The organism is Pseudomonas sp. TMB3-21, from assembly GCF_054898145.1.
On sequence record NZ_CM142718.1, the window covers coordinates 1,028,815 to 1,046,865 of the forward strand.

Consider the following 18,051-nt stretch of genomic DNA (forward strand, 5'->3'; position numbering starts at 1 on the left):
CATCACCACTTTGCGCTCTGACCCAACGCAGAACGCCAACCCGAAGGTTGGCGTTCTGTTATCAGCGGTCAGCGTTTAACGTGGTACGACCGGCTTGCGTGCAGGCTTTGGCCCCTTGCCTTTCGCCGCGTCCTTACGGTCTTTGGCCGCCTGCTGGTTGCGGGCAAATGCCGCCGCCTTGGCTTGTTCGCGCTTGTCCCACGCATTACCGCCATCACTGGCGCGTGGCGGCAGGCCAGTGTGCTGCGTCAGAATTTTTGTGGTCTTCTCACCGGCTACCTTGTGGCTGCCGACGGGCGTGGAGTTCTTGCGACGGGCGCTCTGGTAGCTGTCGGTCGCCGGCTGATGCAGCGGGATCAACTGGGTCTTGCCCGGCCCGATCAGGTCGGCGCGGCCCATGCGAGTCAACGCTTCACGCAGCATCGGCCAGCCTTTCGGGTCGTGATAACGCAAGAACGCCTTGTGCAGACGACGCTGCTCTTCGCTCTTGACGATGGTCACTGCGTCACTCTTGTAAGTGACCTTGCGCAGCGGATTCTTGCCGGAATGGTACATCGCGGTCGCGGTGGCCATCGGCGAGGGGTAGAACGCCTGCACCTGGTCAGCGCGGAAGCCGTTGCTCTTGAGCCACAGGGCCAGGTTCATCATGTCTTCGTCGGTGGTGCCCGGGTGGGCGGCGATGAAGTAAGGAATCAGGTACTGCTCTTTGCCGGCTTCCTTGGTGTACTTCTCGAACATGCGCTTGAACTTGTCATAGCTGCCAATGCCCGGTTTCATCATCTGGTTGAGCGGACCTTCCTCGGTGTGTTCCGGGGCGATCTTCAGGTAACCACCGACGTGGTGCGTCACCAGTTCCTTGACGTATTCCGGCGATTCCACCGCGAGGTCGTAACGCAAACCGGAAGCGATCAGGATCTTCTTCACACCCGGCAACGCACGGGCGCTGCGATACAGCTGGATCAGCGAAGAATGGTCGGTATTGAGATTCGGGCAGATGCCAGGGAACACGCACGATGGCTTGCGGCACGCCGATTCGATTTCCGGGCTCTTGCAAGCGATGCGGTACATGTTCGCAGTCGGGCCGCCGAGGTCGGAAATGACGCCGGTAAAGCCCGGCACCTTGTCGCGGATCTCTTCGATTTCGCGAATGATCGACTCTTCGGAACGGTTCTGGATGATCCGGCCTTCGTGCTCGGTGATCGAGCAGAACGTGCAGCCGCCAAAGCAGCCACGCATGATGTTCACCGAGAAACGGATCATGTCGTAGGCCGGAATCTTTTCCTTGCCGTACGCCGGGTGCGGAACACGGGCGTAGGGCATGCCGAACACGTAGTCCATTTCTTCAGTGGTCATCGGAATCGGCGGCGGGTTGAACCAGACGTCGACTTCGCCATGCTTCTGCACCAGCGCGCGGGCGTTGCCCGGGTTGGTTTCCAGGTGAAGCACGCGGTTGGCGTGAGCGTAAAGAACGGCGTCGCCACGGACTTTCTCAACCGACGGCAGACGAATCACGGTCTTGTCTCGGGTCATTTTCGGGCTGGCCAGAATCTGCACGACTTTGGCTTCAGCCGGATCCTCGACCGGGCCCTTTTCCTGCTCGATCGCGCAGGCCTGGGTGTCCTGGGTGTTCACGTACGGGTTGATGATCTTGTCGACCTTGCCCGGACGGTCGATGCGCGTGGAATCGACTTCGTACCAGTCTTTGGGCGTATCACGGCGAATGAACGCGGTGCCGCGCACGTCGGTGATGTCTTCGATCTTGTGCCCGTAGGACAGACGCTGGGCGACTTCGACGATCGCCCGCTCGGCGTTGCCGTACAGCAGAATGTCGGCGCAGGCGTCGATCAGGATCGAGTTGCGTACCCGGTCCTGCCAGTAATCGTAGTGAGCGATGCGGCGCAGGGAAGCTTCGATGCCACCGAGTACGATCGGCACGTTCTTGTAGGCTTCCTTGCAACGCTGGCTGTACACCAGACTCGCGCGGTCCGGACGTTTGCCCGCCAGGCCACCCGGGGTGTAGGCGTCATCGGAACGGATTTTCTTGTCGGCGGTGTAGCGGTTGATCATCGAATCCATGTTGCCGGCCGCGACGCCGAAAAACAGGTTCGGCTCGCCGAGCTTCATGAAGTCGTCTTTGGACTGCCAGTTCGGCTGGGCGATGATCCCGACGCGAAAGCCTTGCGACTCCAGCAGCCGGCCGATGATCGCCATGCCGAATGACGGGTGGTCGACGTAGGCATCACCGGTAACGATGATGATGTCGCAGGAATCCCAGCCAAGCTGATCCATCTCCTCCCTGCACATTGGCAGGAATGGCGCCGGGCCGAAACATTCGGCCCAGTACTTGGGATAGTCAAATAACGGCTTGGCTGTTTGCATGACGATGACCGGTGTTGAGATGAAAAATCGCGGGCGCGGAATATAGCACAAAATTTAACCAATTCCGACGGCTGTGGTCGGAATTGATGGCGACACAATCGCGAGCAGGCTCGCTCCCACAGGGGAACGCATTCCAATGTGGGAGTGAGCCTGCTCGCGATGAGGCCCGCCCTGACGACAGAATTATTCGTCGTCGAAGTTGTAACTGCCCGGCGCGAGGTTTTCGAAACGGGTGTATTTGCCAATGAACGCCAGTCGGGACGTCCCGATCGGGCCGTTCCGCTGTTTACCGATGATGATCTCGGCGATGCCTTTGTGTTCGGTTTCCGGGTGATAGACCTCGTCCCGGTACACAAACATGATCACGTCAGCATCCTGCTCGATCGCTCCGGATTCCCGAAGGTCGGAGTTGATCGGACGTTTGTTTGGCCGTTGCTCAAGCGATCGGTTGAGCTGGGACAACGCCACCACCGGGCAATTGAATTCCTTGGCCAGTGCTTTCAGAGAGCGCGAGATCTCGGAAATCTCGTTGGTGCGGTTATCGCCGCCAGAGCCGGGAATCTGCATCAATTGCAGGTAGTCGATCATGATCAGGCCGACATCGCCATGCTCACGCACCAAACGCCGGGTCCGCGCGCGCATCTCCGAGGGGCTGATACCCGCCGTATCGTCAATGAACAGCTTGCGATCGTTGAGCAGGTTGACCGCCGAGGTCAGGCGCGGCCAATCGTCGTCTTCCAGTCGACCGGCACGGACCTTGGTCTGGTCGATACGCCCAAGGGAAGACAACATACGCATGATCAGCGATTCGCCTGGCATCTCCAGCGAGTAAACCAGTACGCACTTGTCACTGCGCAACACCGCGTTTTCCACCAGGTTCATCGCAAAGGTGGTTTTACCCATGGAAGGACGGCCGGCGACGATGATCAGGTCGGAGGGCTGCAGGCCACTGGTCATCCCGTCGAGGTCGGTATAGCCGGTGGACAGCCCGGTGATGGCGTTGTCGGTGTTGAACAGGGTGTCGATGCGGTCGATGGCTTTGGTCAACAGGTCGTTGACGCTTACCGGGCCGCCGGTTTTAGGCCGGGCCTCGGCGATCTGGAAGATCTGTCGCTCGGCTTCGTCGAGGATTTCTTCCGCACTGCGGCCTTCGGGGTTGAAGGCACTGTCGGCGATTTCGGTGGCGATGCCGATCAACTGGCGCAGGGTTGCCCGGGCACGAACGATCTGGGCGTAAGCCTTGATGTTGGCGACTGACGGCGTGTTCTTCGCCAGTTCGCCGAGGTAGCCGAGACCGCCGACTTGCGAGGTCTGACCTTCCTTGTCGAGTTGCTCGGCCAGGGTCACCACGTCGATCGGTGAGTTCTGGTCGGCGAGCTTGGCAATCGCCCGGAAAATCAGACGGTGGTCATGTCGATAGAAATCGCCGTCTGAGACTTGATCCAGCACGCGTTCCCAGGCGTTGTTGTCCAGCATCAAGCCACCGAGCACGGCCTGTTCGGCCTCGATGGAATGCGGCGGCACCTTCAGGGCAGCGGTTTGCAGATCGTATTGCTCGGGAGCGGAGATATCGTTCATGGCCACTTGAATGTTGGTTGTGAAAATCAGGAACTGCAGAAAGACAAAGGGCACGACCTGTAAACAGGATCGTGCCCGATGTTACCGACAAGCACCCGAGGGTGCCAGCCGACAAGTGCTGCTTAAGCTGCTACCACGACAACGCGTACAGTGGCTTCAACTTCGGCGTGCAAGTGCACGGCTACGTCGAATTCGCCTACGTTGCGGATGGTGCCGTTCGGCAGACGAACTTCGCTTTTCGCGACTTCAACGCCAGAGGCGGTCAGTGCGTCAGCGATGTCGTGAGTACCGATCGAACCGAACAGCTTGCCTTCGTCGCCAGCGGTGGCAGTGATAGTCACTTCCAGCTCAGCCAGTTGGGCGGCACGGCTTTCAGCCGAGGTCTTGCGATCTGCTGCGGCTTTTTCCAGCTCAGCGCGACGCTCTTCGAACGCAGCCAGGTTGGCAGCGGTCGCAGCGGTAGCTTTGCCGTAAGGCAGCAGGTAGTTACGACCGTAACCGGCCTTAACGTTTACTTTGTCACCCAGGTTGCCCAGGTTGGTGACTTTTTCCAGAAGGATCAGTTGCATGTGAAAATCCTCTTAACTTTTAACCTTCACCGTTCGCGCTATCGGCATCTTTCGGTGCCGAACGACCGCGAAAATCAATCAGGCTGTCGACGATGGCCAAGACCACCAGCAACGGATAGATCAGCTGCATGAACAGCAACAGCGTGACGTACAACCCAACCAGCCAGAACCTGGCCAGTCGCTTCTGAGCCACCAGCCCATGAATCAGGGCCAGCCCGGCGATCACCAACGGTACGCTGCACAACGGCGTCAACATGGCCATCTGCGGACCGATGTTCGGCCCAAGAAGCATGCACGCCAGCAGCAACATCGCTGGTAGAAGCGGGAAGCGGATGGCGCGAAACTCGCGACCAAAACCGCCCGGGTTGTACAACAACGCCTGCCAGTAGCGCCCGACAATCAGGCTCAGCACACTGACGATTTGCAACAAGGCCGCAATCAGGCCGGTCAGGACCGGTGCAATCAAGGACGCAAAATGCGCTTGCTCATCTACCGACAACTTCTGGTAGACATCACCGAGTAGCGACGGCATGACTTTTATCAAAGCCTGCGCCAGCATCTCGATTTGGGGAGCGAAAACCGTCCCCAGCACCAACGAAAACACCACTCCCATTGCTATGCTGACCAGCAGCACGCGGTTCCAGGACTCACTTGCGCGCAAAACCAACGCAAGGCTCCAAGACCCCAACATCACCAGAAGTGAACGAGGGTCATCGGCGTAAAGCCACCAGACCAAGGCCGGCAGCAGTCCCATAACAAGAACGCTTGACGCGTCCTTCAATCCGCGCCGCAGGAGCACGAAGCATCCTGCGGCAGCACCCAACCAATACAACAACGGCAATGCCGCGCATCCAGCCACTACGAGAGTGGCCTGCATGCGGCCGCGCATGATGAACTCAGCTATGGCTCGCATGCATTCAATCCTTTGCTACGTGTCGACTGCCCGGTCTCAGCGGCCGTGGCTGTCGGTGTAGGCCAGCAGGGCCAGGAAGCGGGCGCGCTTGATAGCGGTGGCCAGCTGACGCTGATAACGAGCTTTGGTACCGGTGATGCGGCTTGGAACGATTTTGCCGGTCTCGGATACATAAGCTTTCAGAGTGTTGAGATCTTTGTAATCGATCTCCTTCACGTCTTCAGCGGTGAAGCGGCAGAATTTACGACGACGGAAGAAACGTGCCATGTAATAGGCTCCTCAAAAGGTCCGTGGATTACTCGTCAGCGTTATCGCTGTTGTCGCTGTCATCACTATCAGCGCTTTCAGCGCCTTCGTGCTCAGGACGGTCGCGACGCTCACGGCGCTCACTGCGGTTTTCTTCAGCCTTGAGCATCTCGGATTGGCCGGTGACGGCTTCTTCGCGACGGATGACCAGGTTACGGATCACTGCATCGTTGTAGCGGAAGTTGTCTTCCAGCTCGGCCAGGGCCTTGCCAGTGCATTCAACGTTCAGCATCACGTAGTGAGCCTTGTGAACATTGTTGATTGCGTAGGCCAGTTGACGACGGCCCCAATCTTCCAGACGGTGGATTTTGCCGCCGTCTTCTTCGATCAGCTTGGTGTAACGCTCAACCATGCCGCCGACTTGCTCGCTTTGATCCGGGTGGACCAAAAAGATGATTTCGTAATGACGCATGAATGCTCCTTACGGGTTGTAGCCTGCCGCTCAAAAGCGGTCAGACAAGGAGTGAATGACACTAATGGACTTGCTTGCGATAGACACATGCGTGCCTGCCGTCACAGCAAGGGGCGCAATTGTAGAGAAGGGGCGGGAGAGGCGCAAGGCAATTGGTGATTATTTGAACAGTTGATTCACAGCGCACTATTTGCCCTGACACAAACCACTGTGGGAGCGAGCCTGCTCGCGAAGTGGCATGACACTCAACATTGATATTGAATGTTGCTCCGCTTTCGCGAGCAGGCTCGCTCCCACAGAAATTACAACTGACTCAAGACTTCTTGCTGGTTCCGCTCGCCTTGACGCTGCGCTGGCGCTGGGCTTCAAACAAACACACGCCGGTGGCCACGGAAACGTTCAGACTGCTGACGCTGCCCGTCATCGGCAAATGCACCAGGTAATCGCACAGATCGCGAGTCAAACGACGCATGCCGCTGCCTTCCGCACCCATGATCAGAATGGTCGGCCCGGTCATGTCTTGCTGGTACAGGCTCTGTTCGGCCTCCCCCGCCGTGCCGACAACCCATAGACCACGCTGCTTGAGTTTTTCCAGGGTCCGCGCCAGGTTGGTAACGGCAACCAATGGAATCACTTCTGCGGCGCCACAGGCGACTTTCCGTACCGTCGGGGTCAGCGTGGCTGATTTGTCCTTCGGCACGATCACCGCCAGCGCACCGGCGGCATCGGCCGAGCGCAGGCAAGCGCCCAGGTTATGCGGATCGGTCACGCCGTCGAGCACCAGCAGCAGGGGTGCGCCTTCGGTGCGATCGAGCAGCTCGTCGAGCATCGCTTCGCCCCAGACCTGGCTTGGACTCACGTCCGCAACCACGCCTTGGTGCACGCCCTCAACCCACGCGTCGAGTTCACGACGTTCGGCATTGCCAACGGCCACACGGTTCTGGCTTGCCAGCTCGATCAACGTCTGAACGCGCGGATCACTGCGACCTTCGGCCAGCCAGATCTGCTTGACGCGTTTCGGGTGGTGACGCAGCAACGCTTCTACCGCATGCACGCCGTAGATTTTTTCCAGACTCATGATTTGGCCTTAGGTTTACGCGCCCCGCCGCTCTTGGCTGGAGCCGAACCCGCTTTTGGCGGGCCTTTACGGTGTTTGCCTGGCTTGCTGCCGGGAGCCTTGTCAGGCGCCGACCGTCCGGTCTTTCCCTCAGACGCCGCTTTACCACCGCTTTTCGCTTCAGACAATAAAGCCTGTTTCAATTCACGGCTCTTGCGCAGCTCGGCGTTTTTGGCTGCCGCATCGCTTGGGCGATAGGCCTCTACCGCCTTCTCCTTTGCTGGCCGACGACCGGTTTTTGCCGGGGCCGGTTCTGCTGCAGTCTTACCGGCGGATTTGCCGGCAGGCTCGGTTTTTTCAGTGCCGCGCTTCTTGCGGCCAATCGGCGCGCTGATGGTTTTTTCAGCCATCTCGAAGTCGATCTTGCGCTCGTCGAGGTCGACGCGCATCACGCGCACTTCAACGGTGTCGCCAAGGCGGAAGCTGCGACCGGTACGCTCACCGGCGAGGCGGTGATGCACAGGGTCGAAGTGGTAGTAATCACCCGGCAGCGCAGTGACGTGCACCAGGCCTTCGACGTAGATGTCGGTCAGCTCGACGAACAGGCCAAACCCGGTCACGGCAGTGATCACGCCCGGGAACGACTCGCCCACGCGGTCTTTCATGAACTCGCACTTGAGCCAGTTGACGACGTCACGGGTCGCTTCGTCAGCACGACGTTCGCTCATCGAGCACTGCTCGCCGAGTTGCTCCAGCGCCGCTTCGTCGTACGGATAGATACGCGCCTTCGGAATGGTCATCGCACCGGCACGGCGAACGTGCGGCGTATCCTGTTTCGAATGGATCACGCTGCGGATCGCCCGGTGCGTGAGCAAGTCCGGATAGCGACGGATCGGCGAAGTGAAGTGGGTATAGGCTTCGTAATTCAGGCCGAAGTGGCCCTGATTGTCAGCGCTGTACACCGCCTGACTCAACGAGCGCAGCATGACGGTCTGGATCAGATGGAAATCCGGACGGTCCTTGATGCTGGCCAGCAGTGCCTGGTAATCCTTCGGCGACGGGCCGTCCTTGCCTTTGTGCAGGGACAGACCGAGCTCGCCGAGGAAGGCGCGCAGTTTTTCCAGACGCTCCGGCGGTGGGCCGTTGTGGACACGATACAACGCCGGAATTTCGTGCTTTTTCAGGAATTCAGCAGTGGCCACGTTGGCCGCCAGCATGCATTCCTCAATAAGTTTGTGCGCATCGTTACGAACAGTCGGACGGATTTCGGCGATCTTGCGCTCGGTGCCGAAGATGATCCGGGTTTCCTGCGTTTCGAAATCGATCGCACCACGCACGTGACGAGCGCCCAACAACACTTTGTACAGTGCGTAAAGCTGCTTGAGGTGCGGCAGAACGTCGTTGTACTCGCCGCGAAGCTGACGCGCCTCGGTGAGTTTCGGCGTCTCCAGCATCGCGCTGACCTTGTTGTAGGTCAGACGAGCGTGGGAGTGAATCACCGCTTCGTAGAAGCAGTAATCCGTCATCTCGCCGGTTTTCGAGATGGTCATCTCGCACACCATCGCCAATCGATCGACATGCGGATTTAACGAGCACAAGCCGTTGGAGAGCTGCTCCGGCAACATCGGGATCACGCGCTCGGGGAAGTACACCGAGTTGCCGCGAACCTGGGATTCGTTGTCCAGCGCAGAACCGATCTTCACGTAGCTGGAGACGTCGGCAATCGCCACGTACAACTTCCAGCCACCAGAGAACAGACGCAGCTTGCCCGGCTTGGCCTCGCAGTAGACGGCGTCATCGAAGTCGCGCGCGTCTTCACCGTCGATGGTCACGAAAGGCAGATGACGCAAGTCGATGCGCTTCTCTTTGTCTTTTTCTTCGACTTCCGGCTTGAGCTTGGCAGCTTCTTTGAGGACCGCCTCAGGCCAGACGTGAGGAATATCGTAGGCGCGAAGGGCGACATCGATTTCCATGCCCGGCGCCATGTAGTTGCCCACAACTTCAACCACGTCGCCTTGCGGCTGGAAGCGCGGAGTCGGCCAGTGAGTGATCTTCACTTCGACGAACTGACCGATCTTGGCGCTGGCATTGCGACCCGGCGTGACCAGCACTTCCTGCTGGATCTTCGGATTGTCCGCAACCACGAAACCGATACCGCCCTCTTCGAAATAACGACCCACGATAGTCTCGTGAGCGCGGGAAACCACTTCGACGATCATGCCTTCGCGGCGACCGCGACGGTCCAGACCGGAAACGCGGGCCAAGGCACGGTCGCCGTCGAACACCAGACGCATCTGCGCCGGGCTCATGAACAGATCGTCGCTGCCGTCGTCCGGCACCAGGAAGCCGAAGCCATCACGGTGACCGCTGATGCGACCGAGGATCAGGTCGAGCTTGTCCACCGGCGCATACGTACCACGACGGGTATAGATGAGTTGAGCGTCGCGCTCCATGGCGCGCAGGCGGCGGCGCAGGGCCTCGATCTGGTCTTCTGTGGTCAGACCAAACTCTTCGACCAGTTGCTCGCGGTTAGCAGGCGAACCCCGATCAGCAAGGTGCTGAAGGATCAGTTCGCGGCTAGGAATAGGGTTATCATATTTTTCCGCTTCACGAGCGGCCTCGGGATCGAGGGACTGCCAATCGGCCATTAGAGAGTTTTCACCTTGTCTATATGTGGGTTAGTTTGGCATAGGCGTAATGAAACGGGAAATTTCAGGCTGTGAGCGCCCGTCTAAAGCCTTTTATCACCACCTGAAAGCTGATTTCCAGACCGCTGGTAAAATTTACAAGGTTTTTTGCGCGACGGGGGTTTACAGTTAAAAAGACGCTCCGTATAGTGCGCGCCATCAACGACGGAGACGTAATTGATACTGCCCAGATGGTGAAATTGGTAGACACGCCAGCTTCAGGTGCTGGTGACCGCAAGGTCGTGGAAGTTCGAGTCTTCTTCTGGGCACCAATTTCGAGCTTGAGATTAGAACAATTTCAACGCTTGTACAAAAACCCGCGAAAGCGGGTTTTTTGCATTCTGCAAGGCTGATTTATTAAAACCAAATCAGGGGTTTACAGATCAAAACGCGCTCCGTATAGTGCGCCACATCAACAGCGGTAACGCTGAAGATTATGCCCAGATGGTGAAATTGGTAGACACGCCAGCTTCAGGTGCTGGTGACCGCAAGGTCGTGGAAGTTCGAGTCTTCTTCTGGGCACCAATTCAAATTCAAGGTTTCGATCTTGAGTTTCACAGAAACCCGCGAAAGCGGGTTTTTGCGTTTCTGGGTATTTAGAAGTCCAATACCCTACCGAGCCTGGCGGCTCTTGTTGTGGCGAGGGGATTTATCCCAGTCCGACTGCGCAGCAGTCGCAAGATACGCACACGCCAAACATTGATTCTGAGGGCCGCTTCGCAGCCCAACGGGGATAAATCCCCTCCCCACAGTCGATCACCCTCCTCCCAATAGGCGACTGCCCGCAAAACGCACTTGAGAAACAATATCGTTTATCATTGTTTCAAAGTTTTACAATGCGACAGTGAGGAACCATGCGAATGATGTTTCGAAATACCCTGCGCCGTGGCCTGACCATTACCCTGCTCGGCCTGGCCATCGCCACTCCCCTCACACATGCGGCTGATCCGGTTTCCCTGACACTCTACAACGGCCAACACAAGGAAGTCGGCGACGCGGTTGCCAAGGCTTTCGAAGCCAAAACAGGCATTCACGTCAATGTGCGCAAAGGCAGCAGCAATCAGCTCGCCAGCCAGGTCGTCGAAGAAGGCGATCGCTCCCCCGCCGACGTCATTTACACCGAAGAATCGCCGCCGCTGAACAAGCTCGGCGAACAAGGCCTGCTCGCCCGGACCGATGCTGACACCCTCTCCGTGCTGCCCAAAGACTACGTCGCCGGCAATGGCACCTGGATCGGTATCACCGCGCGTGTTCGCGTGGTTGCGTTCAATCCAAAGCTGATCGACGAGAAAGACCTGCCGAAATCGGTGATGGAATTCTCCGACCCCAAATGGCAAGGCAAGGTCGGCTTCGTGCCCACCAGCGGCGCGTTCCAGGAACAAGCAGTGGCGATCATCAAAGTGCACGGTATGGATGCCGCTGAAGAATGGCTGACTGGCCTGCGCGCATTCGGCAAGACCTACAGCAATAACATGGTCGCTCTCAAGGCTGTGGAAAACGGCGAAGTCGCCACCGTGCTGGTGAATAATTACTACTGGTTCGCCCTGCAGCGTGAAAAAGGTCAGCTCGACTCGAAACTGCATTACTTCACCGGCGGTGACGTTGGCGGGCTGATCACTGTCTCCAGCGCTGCCGTGCTGAAATCCAGCAAGCATCCCAAAGAAGCCCAGCAATTCCTTGCCTACATGGCCAGCGAAGAAGGTCAGCGCGTGATCACCCAGACCACCGCCGAATACCCGCTGCACAAAGGCATGGAATCGGATCGCGGGCTCAAGCCGTTCAGCGAACTCGAAGCGCCGAAAGTCACACCTGCCGACCTCGGCAATGCCGAAGAAGCCCTCGACCTGGAACGTGACGTTGGCCTGAACTGATGAGCGCATCGTTATCCGCCCCCGCCTCACGCGGGGGTTACGTGCCACGGCGAAAACGCCCTTCGATCTGGTTGCTGCTGCCGGTTCTGCTGCTGGTTGTTCTGAGCCTGTTGCCGCTCGCTTACGTCGGATTGAAAACCTGGCAAGCGGGCTGGGCTGAGGCGGTGCATTTGCTGTGGCGACCGTATGTATTCGGTCTATTGCGCAACACCCTGGCGCTGATGATCGGCGTGACCGTCGCCTGTGGCGTGATCGGCCTGTCGCTGGCCTGGTTGCTGGAGCGCAGCAATTTACCGGGGCGGCGGGTCTGGGGCGTGATTCTGTGCTTGCCGTTTGCGGTACCGGCGTTTGTCAGCAGTTTCACTTGGGTGTCCCTGAGCGCGAGCTTTGAGGGCCTGGGTGGAGCGATTCTGGTGATGACCCTGTCCAAGTACCCGCTGATCTTTCTGCCAATCGCGGCGACCTTACGCAATCTTGATCCCTCGCTGGAAGAATCGGCACGCACCCTGGGGCAGAATCGCTGGGGCGTGTTTTTCCGCGTGACCTTGCCGCTGCTCTGGCCGTCGTTGCTGGCAGGCTCACTGCTGATTGCGCTGCACATGCTGGTGGAGTTCGGCGCGCTATCGATCATTGGCCTGCAGACGTTCACCACGGCGATTTATCAGCAGTTCGAACTGGAATTCAGCAACGCCAACGCGGCGATGCTCTCGGCGGTGCTGCTCGCGCTGTGCCTGATGCTGCTGTGGTTTGAGCTGCGGGTTCGCGGCAAGGGTCGGCATGTGCGCACCGGTCAAGGCGCGGCACGACGTGCGGCGCAGGTGCAGCTGGGGCACTGGGGGGCGGTCGGTCAGCTTTATTGTCTGATGCTTGCCATCGTCGGCAGCGGCGTTCCGCTGGGGATGCTGGCGTACTGGCTGGCGGTGGGTTCCTCCGCCGCGTTCCCGGTGGCGGAGATCAGCGAGGCATTGCTGTCGTCGCTGGCCTTGTCGCTAGGGGGCGCGGCGCTGTGTCTGGCGCTCGCGGTTCCGGTCGGATTACTGGTGGTGCGCCACAAAGGTCAACTGGCGATCTGGGCCGAACGACTGCCGTACCTGCTGCATGCGCTGCCCGGGCTGGTCATTGCGCTGACACTGGTGTATTTCGCCCTGCACTACGTGCCGGTGCTGTACCAGACCTCCGCCTTGTTGCTGATCGCCTATGCACTACTGTTTTTACCCCTGGCCCAGGCACCGATCCGCACGGCACTGAACAAGGCAGCGCCGCAACTTGAAGAAGCAGCGCGCACGCTGGGGGCGTCGTCCTTCACGGCATTTTGTCGGGTGACGTTACCGATCATTTTCCCGGCATTGGGCGCGGCCTTTGCGCTGGTGTTTCTGGATGCGATGAAGGAACTGACGGCGACACTGCTGCTGAGTCCGACCGGGCTGAATACGCTGGCGACAGAGGTGTGGGCGCATACCGCGAATGTTGAGTTTGCGGCAGCGGCGCCTTATGCGGCGTTGTTGATTCTGGTGTCGGGGTTACCGGTATATCTGCTGACGACGCGGATGTATCTGAGCGGCTGATGAAGCAAAGATCGCAGCCTGCGGCAGCTCCTACACGGAAATATGCGTAGGAGCTGCCGAAGGCTGCGATCTTTTGATCTTAAGCCCTGAACTGCCCCAGACTCGCCTTCAACTGCGCCGCCAATCCATCCAGTACCTTGCCGCTGGCTGTGGTTTCCACCACCGCCTTAGCTGCCTTTTCCGCCTGCGCATGAATGGTCTCGACCCGACCACGAACCGCCTGCGCGCCTTGCGCCTGATGCGCGGCTGCCTGCGTCGCCAGACCAATCGCGGCATGCACCTGCTCGACCGACGCCTGCACCGATTGCTGCAATCGCGCACTGTCACGCAACACCAGCAAACCTTCATTCGCCTGGCGCCCGGCCTGACCGATCGCTGCCACGGCCTCACGCGCGCCTTGCTGCAAGGCGACAATGTGCGCCTGGATGTCGCCGGTGGAGCTTTGCGTCTTGCTCGCCAACGCCCGCACTTCATCCGCCACCACCGCGAATCCACGGCCAGTCTCGCCGGCGCGTGCAGCTTCGATGGCCGCGTTCAGGGCCAGCAGGTTGGTCTGCTCGGCGATACCGTGAATCACCGTCAACACCACTTCAATCTGTTCACTCTGCTGCGCCAGTCGCTCAATCACTTGCGCGCCGGTATCGACCTGCCCGGCCAGCGCTTCGATGAGGCTGCCGACCTTCGCCGACGTCCGGGTGTTTTCATCAGTCGCCGAGCGAATGTCCACGACCTGCTGCAAAGCCGCCTGCATGGCGTGACTCTCGGACTGCGCCTCGTCTGCCATCTGCGACAGGGCGCGCAGACTTTCCGCCACCTCGTCGCGCTGCATGCCGGCCGCCGCATCGGCTCCGGCGTTGCGCAAGGTCATGGCGCCGATTTCAACGCCGGTACGCTGAGCCACATCGCCCGCCTCACGCACGATCGGTTGCAACTTATCCACAAAGCGATTGACCGCCGACGCCATGTCGCCGATTTCATCCTTGCTGTTGATCTGCACACGCTTGGTCAGGTCGCCCTCGCCTGCAGCCAGATCATCCATCGCCGCGATCAGCATTTTCAGGCGATTGACCACGCGACGGCCGAGCACAACGGCCAGCAACAGCAGCACGCCCAAGCCGACCAGCGCCAGGCCCATGCCGATACGCCAGCGCAAGGTCATTGCCGCTTCCTGAACGGTGTCGTTGGTATTCGCCTGCATTTCGGAGGCTGTGGCTTGCGCTGAGGTCAGACGCGCACGCATCGCGGTGGCGCTGTCAGCGGCAGCCCCCTTGAGGCTGTCCCCGACCAGCTGATCACTGCTGGCGATCAATGCCGAGAAGCGCTTGTCCAGCGCCGTCAGATCGGCTTCCACGGAAGCGGTGGAAACGCCCATCAACACTTTGCCGATCTCTACACCGTTAGGATTGATCGACGCTTCGAGGTAATAAACCGAGGGATCGTTTTTGGCTGCATCGAGCACTTTGTCCAGCGCTCGTTCGCCCTGGCCCTTTTCCAGGAGCGCCTTGTTGATCGGGTTTTCCCGGTTCAGGTAACGGGTCAGATGCTGGCCGGTAGCGTCGTCGTAAACCACGAATAACACGTTGGGATTGCGCTGCGCCCGGCGGGCAAATTCGGACAGGGTGGGCACGTCGCTGTCCCACATGGCGCGGGGCGCGACCGAGGCCAGCAGCTGCGCCATATCGTTGGCGGAATCCTTCAGGCCTTTTTCCAGCGTCGCACGCAGTTGAGCCTGTTCGTCCTCCAGACGCGAAGACAAACCGGCCGTGAGGCGCTGCCGGGTACTGGTCGAGAGTGCGTCCAGGCTCGAGGTGACTTCGCGCCCCGCCTGCTCAAGTTCGCCGGACAGCTTTTGACTATCGGCACCGAGTTGCACAGCCAGATCGGCTTCCAGTGCAGTCACCGTGCTCCGGGTCAGAGCGACCGCTACCAGCACCTGCACCAAAAGAGCGATACCAAGCGTAACGAAGACGGGCCGCAACAAACGGCTTTGTAACAATGAGAGAACGGCTGACACGTGGAATCCCTCGGCTTTGGCGCCATTAAATTGATGGCACGCTGGTAGCGATGCTTTTATTCCAACATCACAGCAAAGGTCATGCCGTCCCGAGGGCAGATACGACAAAGGGCCCAATCAAGGGCCCTTTGTGTTTTACATCAATAGCTTATTACGCGAACGGATGACGCAGAACGATGGTTTCGTTGCGGTCCGGGCCCGTCGAAATAATGTCAATCGGCGCACCGATCAGCTCTTCGACTCGTTTGATGTAGGCGCGTGCATTGGCTGGCAGCTCTTCCAGGGTTTTGGCACCCACGGTCGATTCGGTCCAGCCCGGCACTTCTTCGTAAACCGGCTGCAGACCGACGTAGCTGTCAGCGTCAGTCGGGGCAACATCCTGACCTTCTGCATCTTTGTAGCCGATGCAGATATTGATGGCTTCCAGACCGTCGAGTACATCCAGCTTGGTCAGGCAGATGCCCGAGATGCTGTTCACATCGATAGCGCGACGCAGGATAACGGCGTCAAACCAGCCGCAACGACGAGCCCGGCCGGTGGTCGCACCGAACTCATGACCTTGCTTGGCAAGGTGCGCACCGACGTCGTCGAACAGTTCAGTCGGGAATGGACCCGAGCCTACACGCGTGGTGTAAGCCTTGGTGATGCCCAGGATGTAGTCCAGGAACATCGGGCCAACGCCCGAACCGGTAGCAACACCGCCAGCGGTGGTGTTGGAGCTGGTCACGTACGGGTAAGTACCGTGGTCGATGTCCAGCAACGAACCTTGGGCGCCTTCAAACATGATGTCTTTGCCGGCGCGGCGCAGGTCGTGCAGCTCGGCCGTCACATCCAGCATCAGCGGCTTCAGCAGCTCAGCGTATTCCTTGCACTCGGCAAGGGTCTTTTCAAACTCGATGGCCGGCTCTTTGTAGTAACCCACCAGCATGAAGTTGTGGTAATCCACCAGTTCACGCAGTTTGTCTTCAAAGCGAGGCATGTTGAGCAGGTCGCCAACACGCAGGCCGCGACGTGCAACCTTGTCTTCGTAAGCCGGGCCGATGCCACGACCGGTGGTGCCGATCTTCAGCTCGCCACGGGCCTTTTCACGGGCCTGGTCCAGCGCAACGTGGAAGGACAGGATCAGCGGGCAGGACGGACTGATGCGCAGACGCTCGCGTACCGGTACGCCTTTTTCTTCCAGCTTGATGATTTCCCGCAGCAGGGCGTCGGGTGCAACCACCACGCCGTTACCGATCAGGCACTGCACGCCTTCGCGCAGCACGCCCGACGGAATCAGGTGCAGAACGGTTTTTTCGCCGTCGATCACCAGCGTGTGACCGGCGTTGTGGCCACCTTGGTAGCGCACTACGGCGGCAGCATGTTCGGTCAGCAGATCAACGATCTTGCCTTTGCCCTCATCACCCCATTGGGTGCCCAGGACTACGACATTCTTACCCATAACACTTGTCCTCATTCGCGCAAACTTGGTGCCGGCCACGGGCCGACAGGAAAACTCAAGAAGCCAGTGGCGATACTTGCCACAGCCCGTTCTGCTGAATCAATTGCCGGTCGCAGTCCGCGTCACGGGCGGCGGCCAAAGGTTGCCCGGGCAAAGCCTGAACAACACGCTGACCCTCACTGCGCAACTGGCAAACCTGCTGCCAGAGTGCTGCATCCGTACTGTCGGGCATCCAGATACCGCCAGACGGTAACTCGATATCAGCACGCCCCAGGGTCACCAGGGTTTTCAAATCGGTAGAGAAACCGGTTGCCGGACGGGCGCGACCAAAGTCGGCGCCGATGTCGTCGTAACGACCGCCCTGAGCGATGGACTGGCCAACGCCGGGGACGAACACGGCAAATACCACACCGGTGTGGTAGTGATACCCGCGCAATTCGCCAAGATCGAAGTACAGCGGCAACTGCGGGAACCGCACGGACAAACGCTCGGCAATCGCCAGCAGGTCGTCGAGCGCGGCTAATACAGGTGCCGGCGCATTCGCCAGGCGATCCCGCGCGGCAGCCAGGACTTCGCGGCCGCCACACAAATCGACCAGCGCCCGCAGCATGCCCGACAGGTCTGCAGGCAAGCCTTCGGTCAAAGTAATGACCTCGTCGATGGCCTTGCGTTGCAATGCGTCGAACAGCTGTTGCTCGACCTCGCCAGACAAACCAGCCGCGCGGGCCAGGCCGCGGTAGATGCCGACATGACCGAGGTCCATGTGCACGTCCGGCACATCAGCCAGCTGCAGCATCGCCAGCATCAGGCTGATGACTTCCACATCACTGCTCGGGCTCGCATCGCCGTACAACTCTGCGCCCAGTTGAATCGGGCTGCGCGAGGACGACAAGGCACGCGGCTGAGCGTGCAGCACACTGCCGGCGTAGCACAGACGGCTCGGGCCTTCACGACGCAGGGTGTGCGCATCAATGCGTGCAACCTGCGGCGTGATGTCTGCACGAAAGCCCATCTGCCGGCCGGATTGCGGGTCGATGACCTTGAAGGTACGCAAATCGAGATCGGAGCCCGCGCCGGTCAGCAGAGATTCGAGGTACTCGATATGGGGAGTCACGACAAACTCGTAACCCCAGCTCTGGAACAGATCCAACACCTGACGGCGCGCTACTTCAATGCGCGCCGCTTCCGGTGGCAGTACTTCTTCGATGCCATCTGGCAGCAGCCAGCGGTCTACCGTTGCCATTACGCCATTCCCCTAT

Annotated in this window: 13 protein-coding genes and 2 tRNA genes; 4 read left to right on the forward strand and 11 right to left on the reverse strand. The window is 59.4% G+C overall.

The features are described from left to right. Nucleotides 1-75: 75 nt before the first annotated feature. The 8 genes from ACYZTS_RS04835 to rnr all read right to left on the reverse strand — a co-directional run bounded on the left by ACYZTS_RS04835 (nucleotide 76) and on the right by rnr (nucleotide 9,862). Nucleotides 76-2,379, reverse strand: a complete 2,304-nt coding sequence (locus ACYZTS_RS04835; RefSeq protein WP_461994419.1) for a YgiQ family radical SAM protein — start codon at nucleotides 2,377-2,379, stop codon at nucleotides 76-78. A gap of 183 nt (nucleotides 2,380-2,562) precedes the next feature. Continuing rightward, complete coding sequence (dnaB, locus tag ACYZTS_RS04840; protein ID WP_028622015.1) at nucleotides 2,563-3,957, reverse strand: replicative DNA helicase; 1,395 nt, start codon at nucleotides 3,955-3,957, stop codon at nucleotides 2,563-2,565. A gap of 122 nt (nucleotides 3,958-4,079) precedes the next feature. Next, nucleotides 4,080-4,526, reverse strand: a complete 447-nt coding sequence (gene rplI, locus ACYZTS_RS04845) for a 50S ribosomal protein L9 (RefSeq protein ID WP_003197251.1) — start codon at nucleotides 4,524-4,526, stop codon at nucleotides 4,080-4,082. 19 nt (nucleotides 4,527-4,545) lie between these two features. Beyond that, nucleotides 4,546-5,439, reverse strand: a complete 894-nt coding sequence (locus tag ACYZTS_RS04850) for a YybS family protein (RefSeq protein ID WP_028622014.1) — start codon at nucleotides 5,437-5,439, stop codon at nucleotides 4,546-4,548. Between the two features lie 36 nt (nucleotides 5,440-5,475). Beyond that, a complete protein-coding gene (gene rpsR, locus ACYZTS_RS04855) occupies nucleotides 5,476-5,706 on the reverse strand; it encodes a 30S ribosomal protein S18 (RefSeq protein WP_002551829.1) in 231 nt (76 codons plus the stop codon). 28 nt (nucleotides 5,707-5,734) lie between these two features. After that, nucleotides 5,735-6,157 (reverse strand): 30S ribosomal protein S6, encoded by a 423-nt coding sequence (gene rpsF, locus ACYZTS_RS04860; protein ID WP_003217491.1) that lies wholly within the window; start codon nucleotides 6,155-6,157, stop codon nucleotides 5,735-5,737. 313 nt (nucleotides 6,158-6,470) lie between these two features. Further along, entirely contained in the window at nucleotides 6,471-7,235 is a 765-nt protein-coding gene (rlmB, locus tag ACYZTS_RS04865; RefSeq protein ID WP_461994422.1) for a 23S rRNA (guanosine(2251)-2'-O)-methyltransferase RlmB, read from the reverse strand. Next, nucleotides 7,232-9,862, reverse strand: coding sequence for a ribonuclease R (gene rnr, locus ACYZTS_RS04870; protein WP_461994424.1), 2,631 nt, complete (start codon nucleotides 9,860-9,862; stop codon nucleotides 7,232-7,234). Before rnr ends, rlmB begins: the two co-directional genes overlap by 4 nt. Nucleotides 9,863-10,086: 224 nt before the next feature. Between rnr and ACYZTS_RS04875 the strand changes: the two genes are divergently transcribed. The 4 genes from ACYZTS_RS04875 (at nucleotide 10,087) to ACYZTS_RS04890 (ending at nucleotide 13,337) form a co-directional block, all read left to right on the forward strand. Beyond that, nucleotides 10,087-10,173 (forward strand) — tRNA-Leu (locus ACYZTS_RS04875). A gap of 166 nt (nucleotides 10,174-10,339) precedes the next feature. Then, nucleotides 10,340-10,426: transfer RNA gene (locus tag ACYZTS_RS04880), tRNA-Leu, on the forward strand. A gap of 335 nt (nucleotides 10,427-10,761) precedes the next feature. Continuing rightward, the gene (locus ACYZTS_RS04885) at nucleotides 10,762-11,772 is read left to right on the forward strand and encodes an iron ABC transporter substrate-binding protein (protein ID WP_461994426.1); all 1,011 of its coding nucleotides are present in this window, start codon (nucleotides 10,762-10,764) and stop codon (nucleotides 11,770-11,772) included. Continuing rightward, the gene (locus ACYZTS_RS04890) at nucleotides 11,772-13,337 is read left to right on the forward strand and encodes an ABC transporter permease (RefSeq protein ID WP_461994428.1); all 1,566 of its coding nucleotides are present in this window, start codon (nucleotides 11,772-11,774) and stop codon (nucleotides 13,335-13,337) included. The genes ACYZTS_RS04885 and ACYZTS_RS04890 overlap by 1 nt, the downstream gene beginning before the upstream one ends. A gap of 79 nt (nucleotides 13,338-13,416) precedes the next feature. On the opposite strand, the gene ACYZTS_RS04895 is transcribed toward ACYZTS_RS04890, so the two are convergent. The 3 genes from ACYZTS_RS04895 to ACYZTS_RS04905 form a co-directional block, all read right to left on the reverse strand. Beyond that, complete coding sequence (locus ACYZTS_RS04895) at nucleotides 13,417-15,351, reverse strand: methyl-accepting chemotaxis protein (RefSeq protein WP_461994430.1); 1,935 nt, start codon at nucleotides 15,349-15,351, stop codon at nucleotides 13,417-13,419. A 151-nt stretch (nucleotides 15,352-15,502) separates the two neighbouring features. Further along, the gene (locus ACYZTS_RS04900) at nucleotides 15,503-16,792 is read right to left on the reverse strand and encodes an adenylosuccinate synthase (protein ID WP_028622008.1); all 1,290 of its coding nucleotides are present in this window, start codon (nucleotides 16,790-16,792) and stop codon (nucleotides 15,503-15,505) included. A 55-nt stretch (nucleotides 16,793-16,847) separates the two neighbouring features. Beyond that, nucleotides 16,848-18,035 carry an ATP phosphoribosyltransferase regulatory subunit gene (locus tag ACYZTS_RS04905; protein ID WP_461994432.1) on the reverse strand — a complete coding sequence of 396 codons (1,188 nt, stop codon included), beginning with the start codon at nucleotides 18,033-18,035 and terminating at the stop codon, nucleotides 16,848-16,850. Nucleotides 18,036-18,051: the final 16 nt, after the last annotated feature.

Excerpts from the sequence above, each read along its gene's own strand:
- rlmB (WP_461994422.1), bottom strand. The coding sequence starts at position 7,235 with ATGAGTCTGGAAAAAATCTACGGCGTGCATGCGGTAGAAGCGTTGCTG.
- rnr (WP_461994424.1), bottom strand. The coding sequence starts at position 9,862 with ATGGCCGATTGGCAGTCCCTCGATCCCGAGGCCGCTCGTGAAGCGGAA.
- ACYZTS_RS04890 (WP_461994428.1), top strand. The coding sequence starts at position 11,772 with ATGAGCGCATCGTTATCCGCCCCCGCCTCACGCGGGGGTTACGTGCCA.
- rpsR (WP_002551829.1), bottom strand. The coding sequence starts at position 5,706 with ATGGCACGTTTCTTCCGTCGTCGTAAATTCTGCCGCTTCACCGCTGAA.
- ACYZTS_RS04905 (WP_461994432.1), bottom strand. The coding sequence starts at position 18,035 with ATGGCAACGGTAGACCGCTGGCTGCTGCCAGATGGCATCGAAGAAGTA.
- dnaB (WP_028622015.1), bottom strand. The coding sequence starts at position 3,957 with ATGAACGATATCTCCGCTCCCGAGCAATACGATCTGCAAACCGCTGCC.
- rpsF (WP_003217491.1), bottom strand. The coding sequence starts at position 6,157 with ATGCGTCATTACGAAATCATCTTTTTGGTCCACCCGGATCAAAGCGAG.
- ACYZTS_RS04885 (WP_461994426.1), top strand. The coding sequence starts at position 10,762 with ATGATGTTTCGAAATACCCTGCGCCGTGGCCTGACCATTACCCTGCTC.
- ACYZTS_RS04850 (WP_028622014.1), bottom strand. The coding sequence starts at position 5,439 with ATGCGAGCCATAGCTGAGTTCATCATGCGCGGCCGCATGCAGGCCACT.
- rplI (WP_003197251.1), bottom strand. The coding sequence starts at position 4,526 with ATGCAACTGATCCTTCTGGAAAAAGTCACCAACCTGGGCAACCTGGGT.
- ACYZTS_RS04900 (WP_028622008.1), bottom strand. The coding sequence starts at position 16,792 with ATGGGTAAGAATGTCGTAGTCCTGGGCACCCAATGGGGTGATGAGGGC.
- ACYZTS_RS04835 (WP_461994419.1), bottom strand. The coding sequence starts at position 2,379 with ATGCAAACAGCCAAGCCGTTATTTGACTATCCCAAGTACTGGGCCGAA.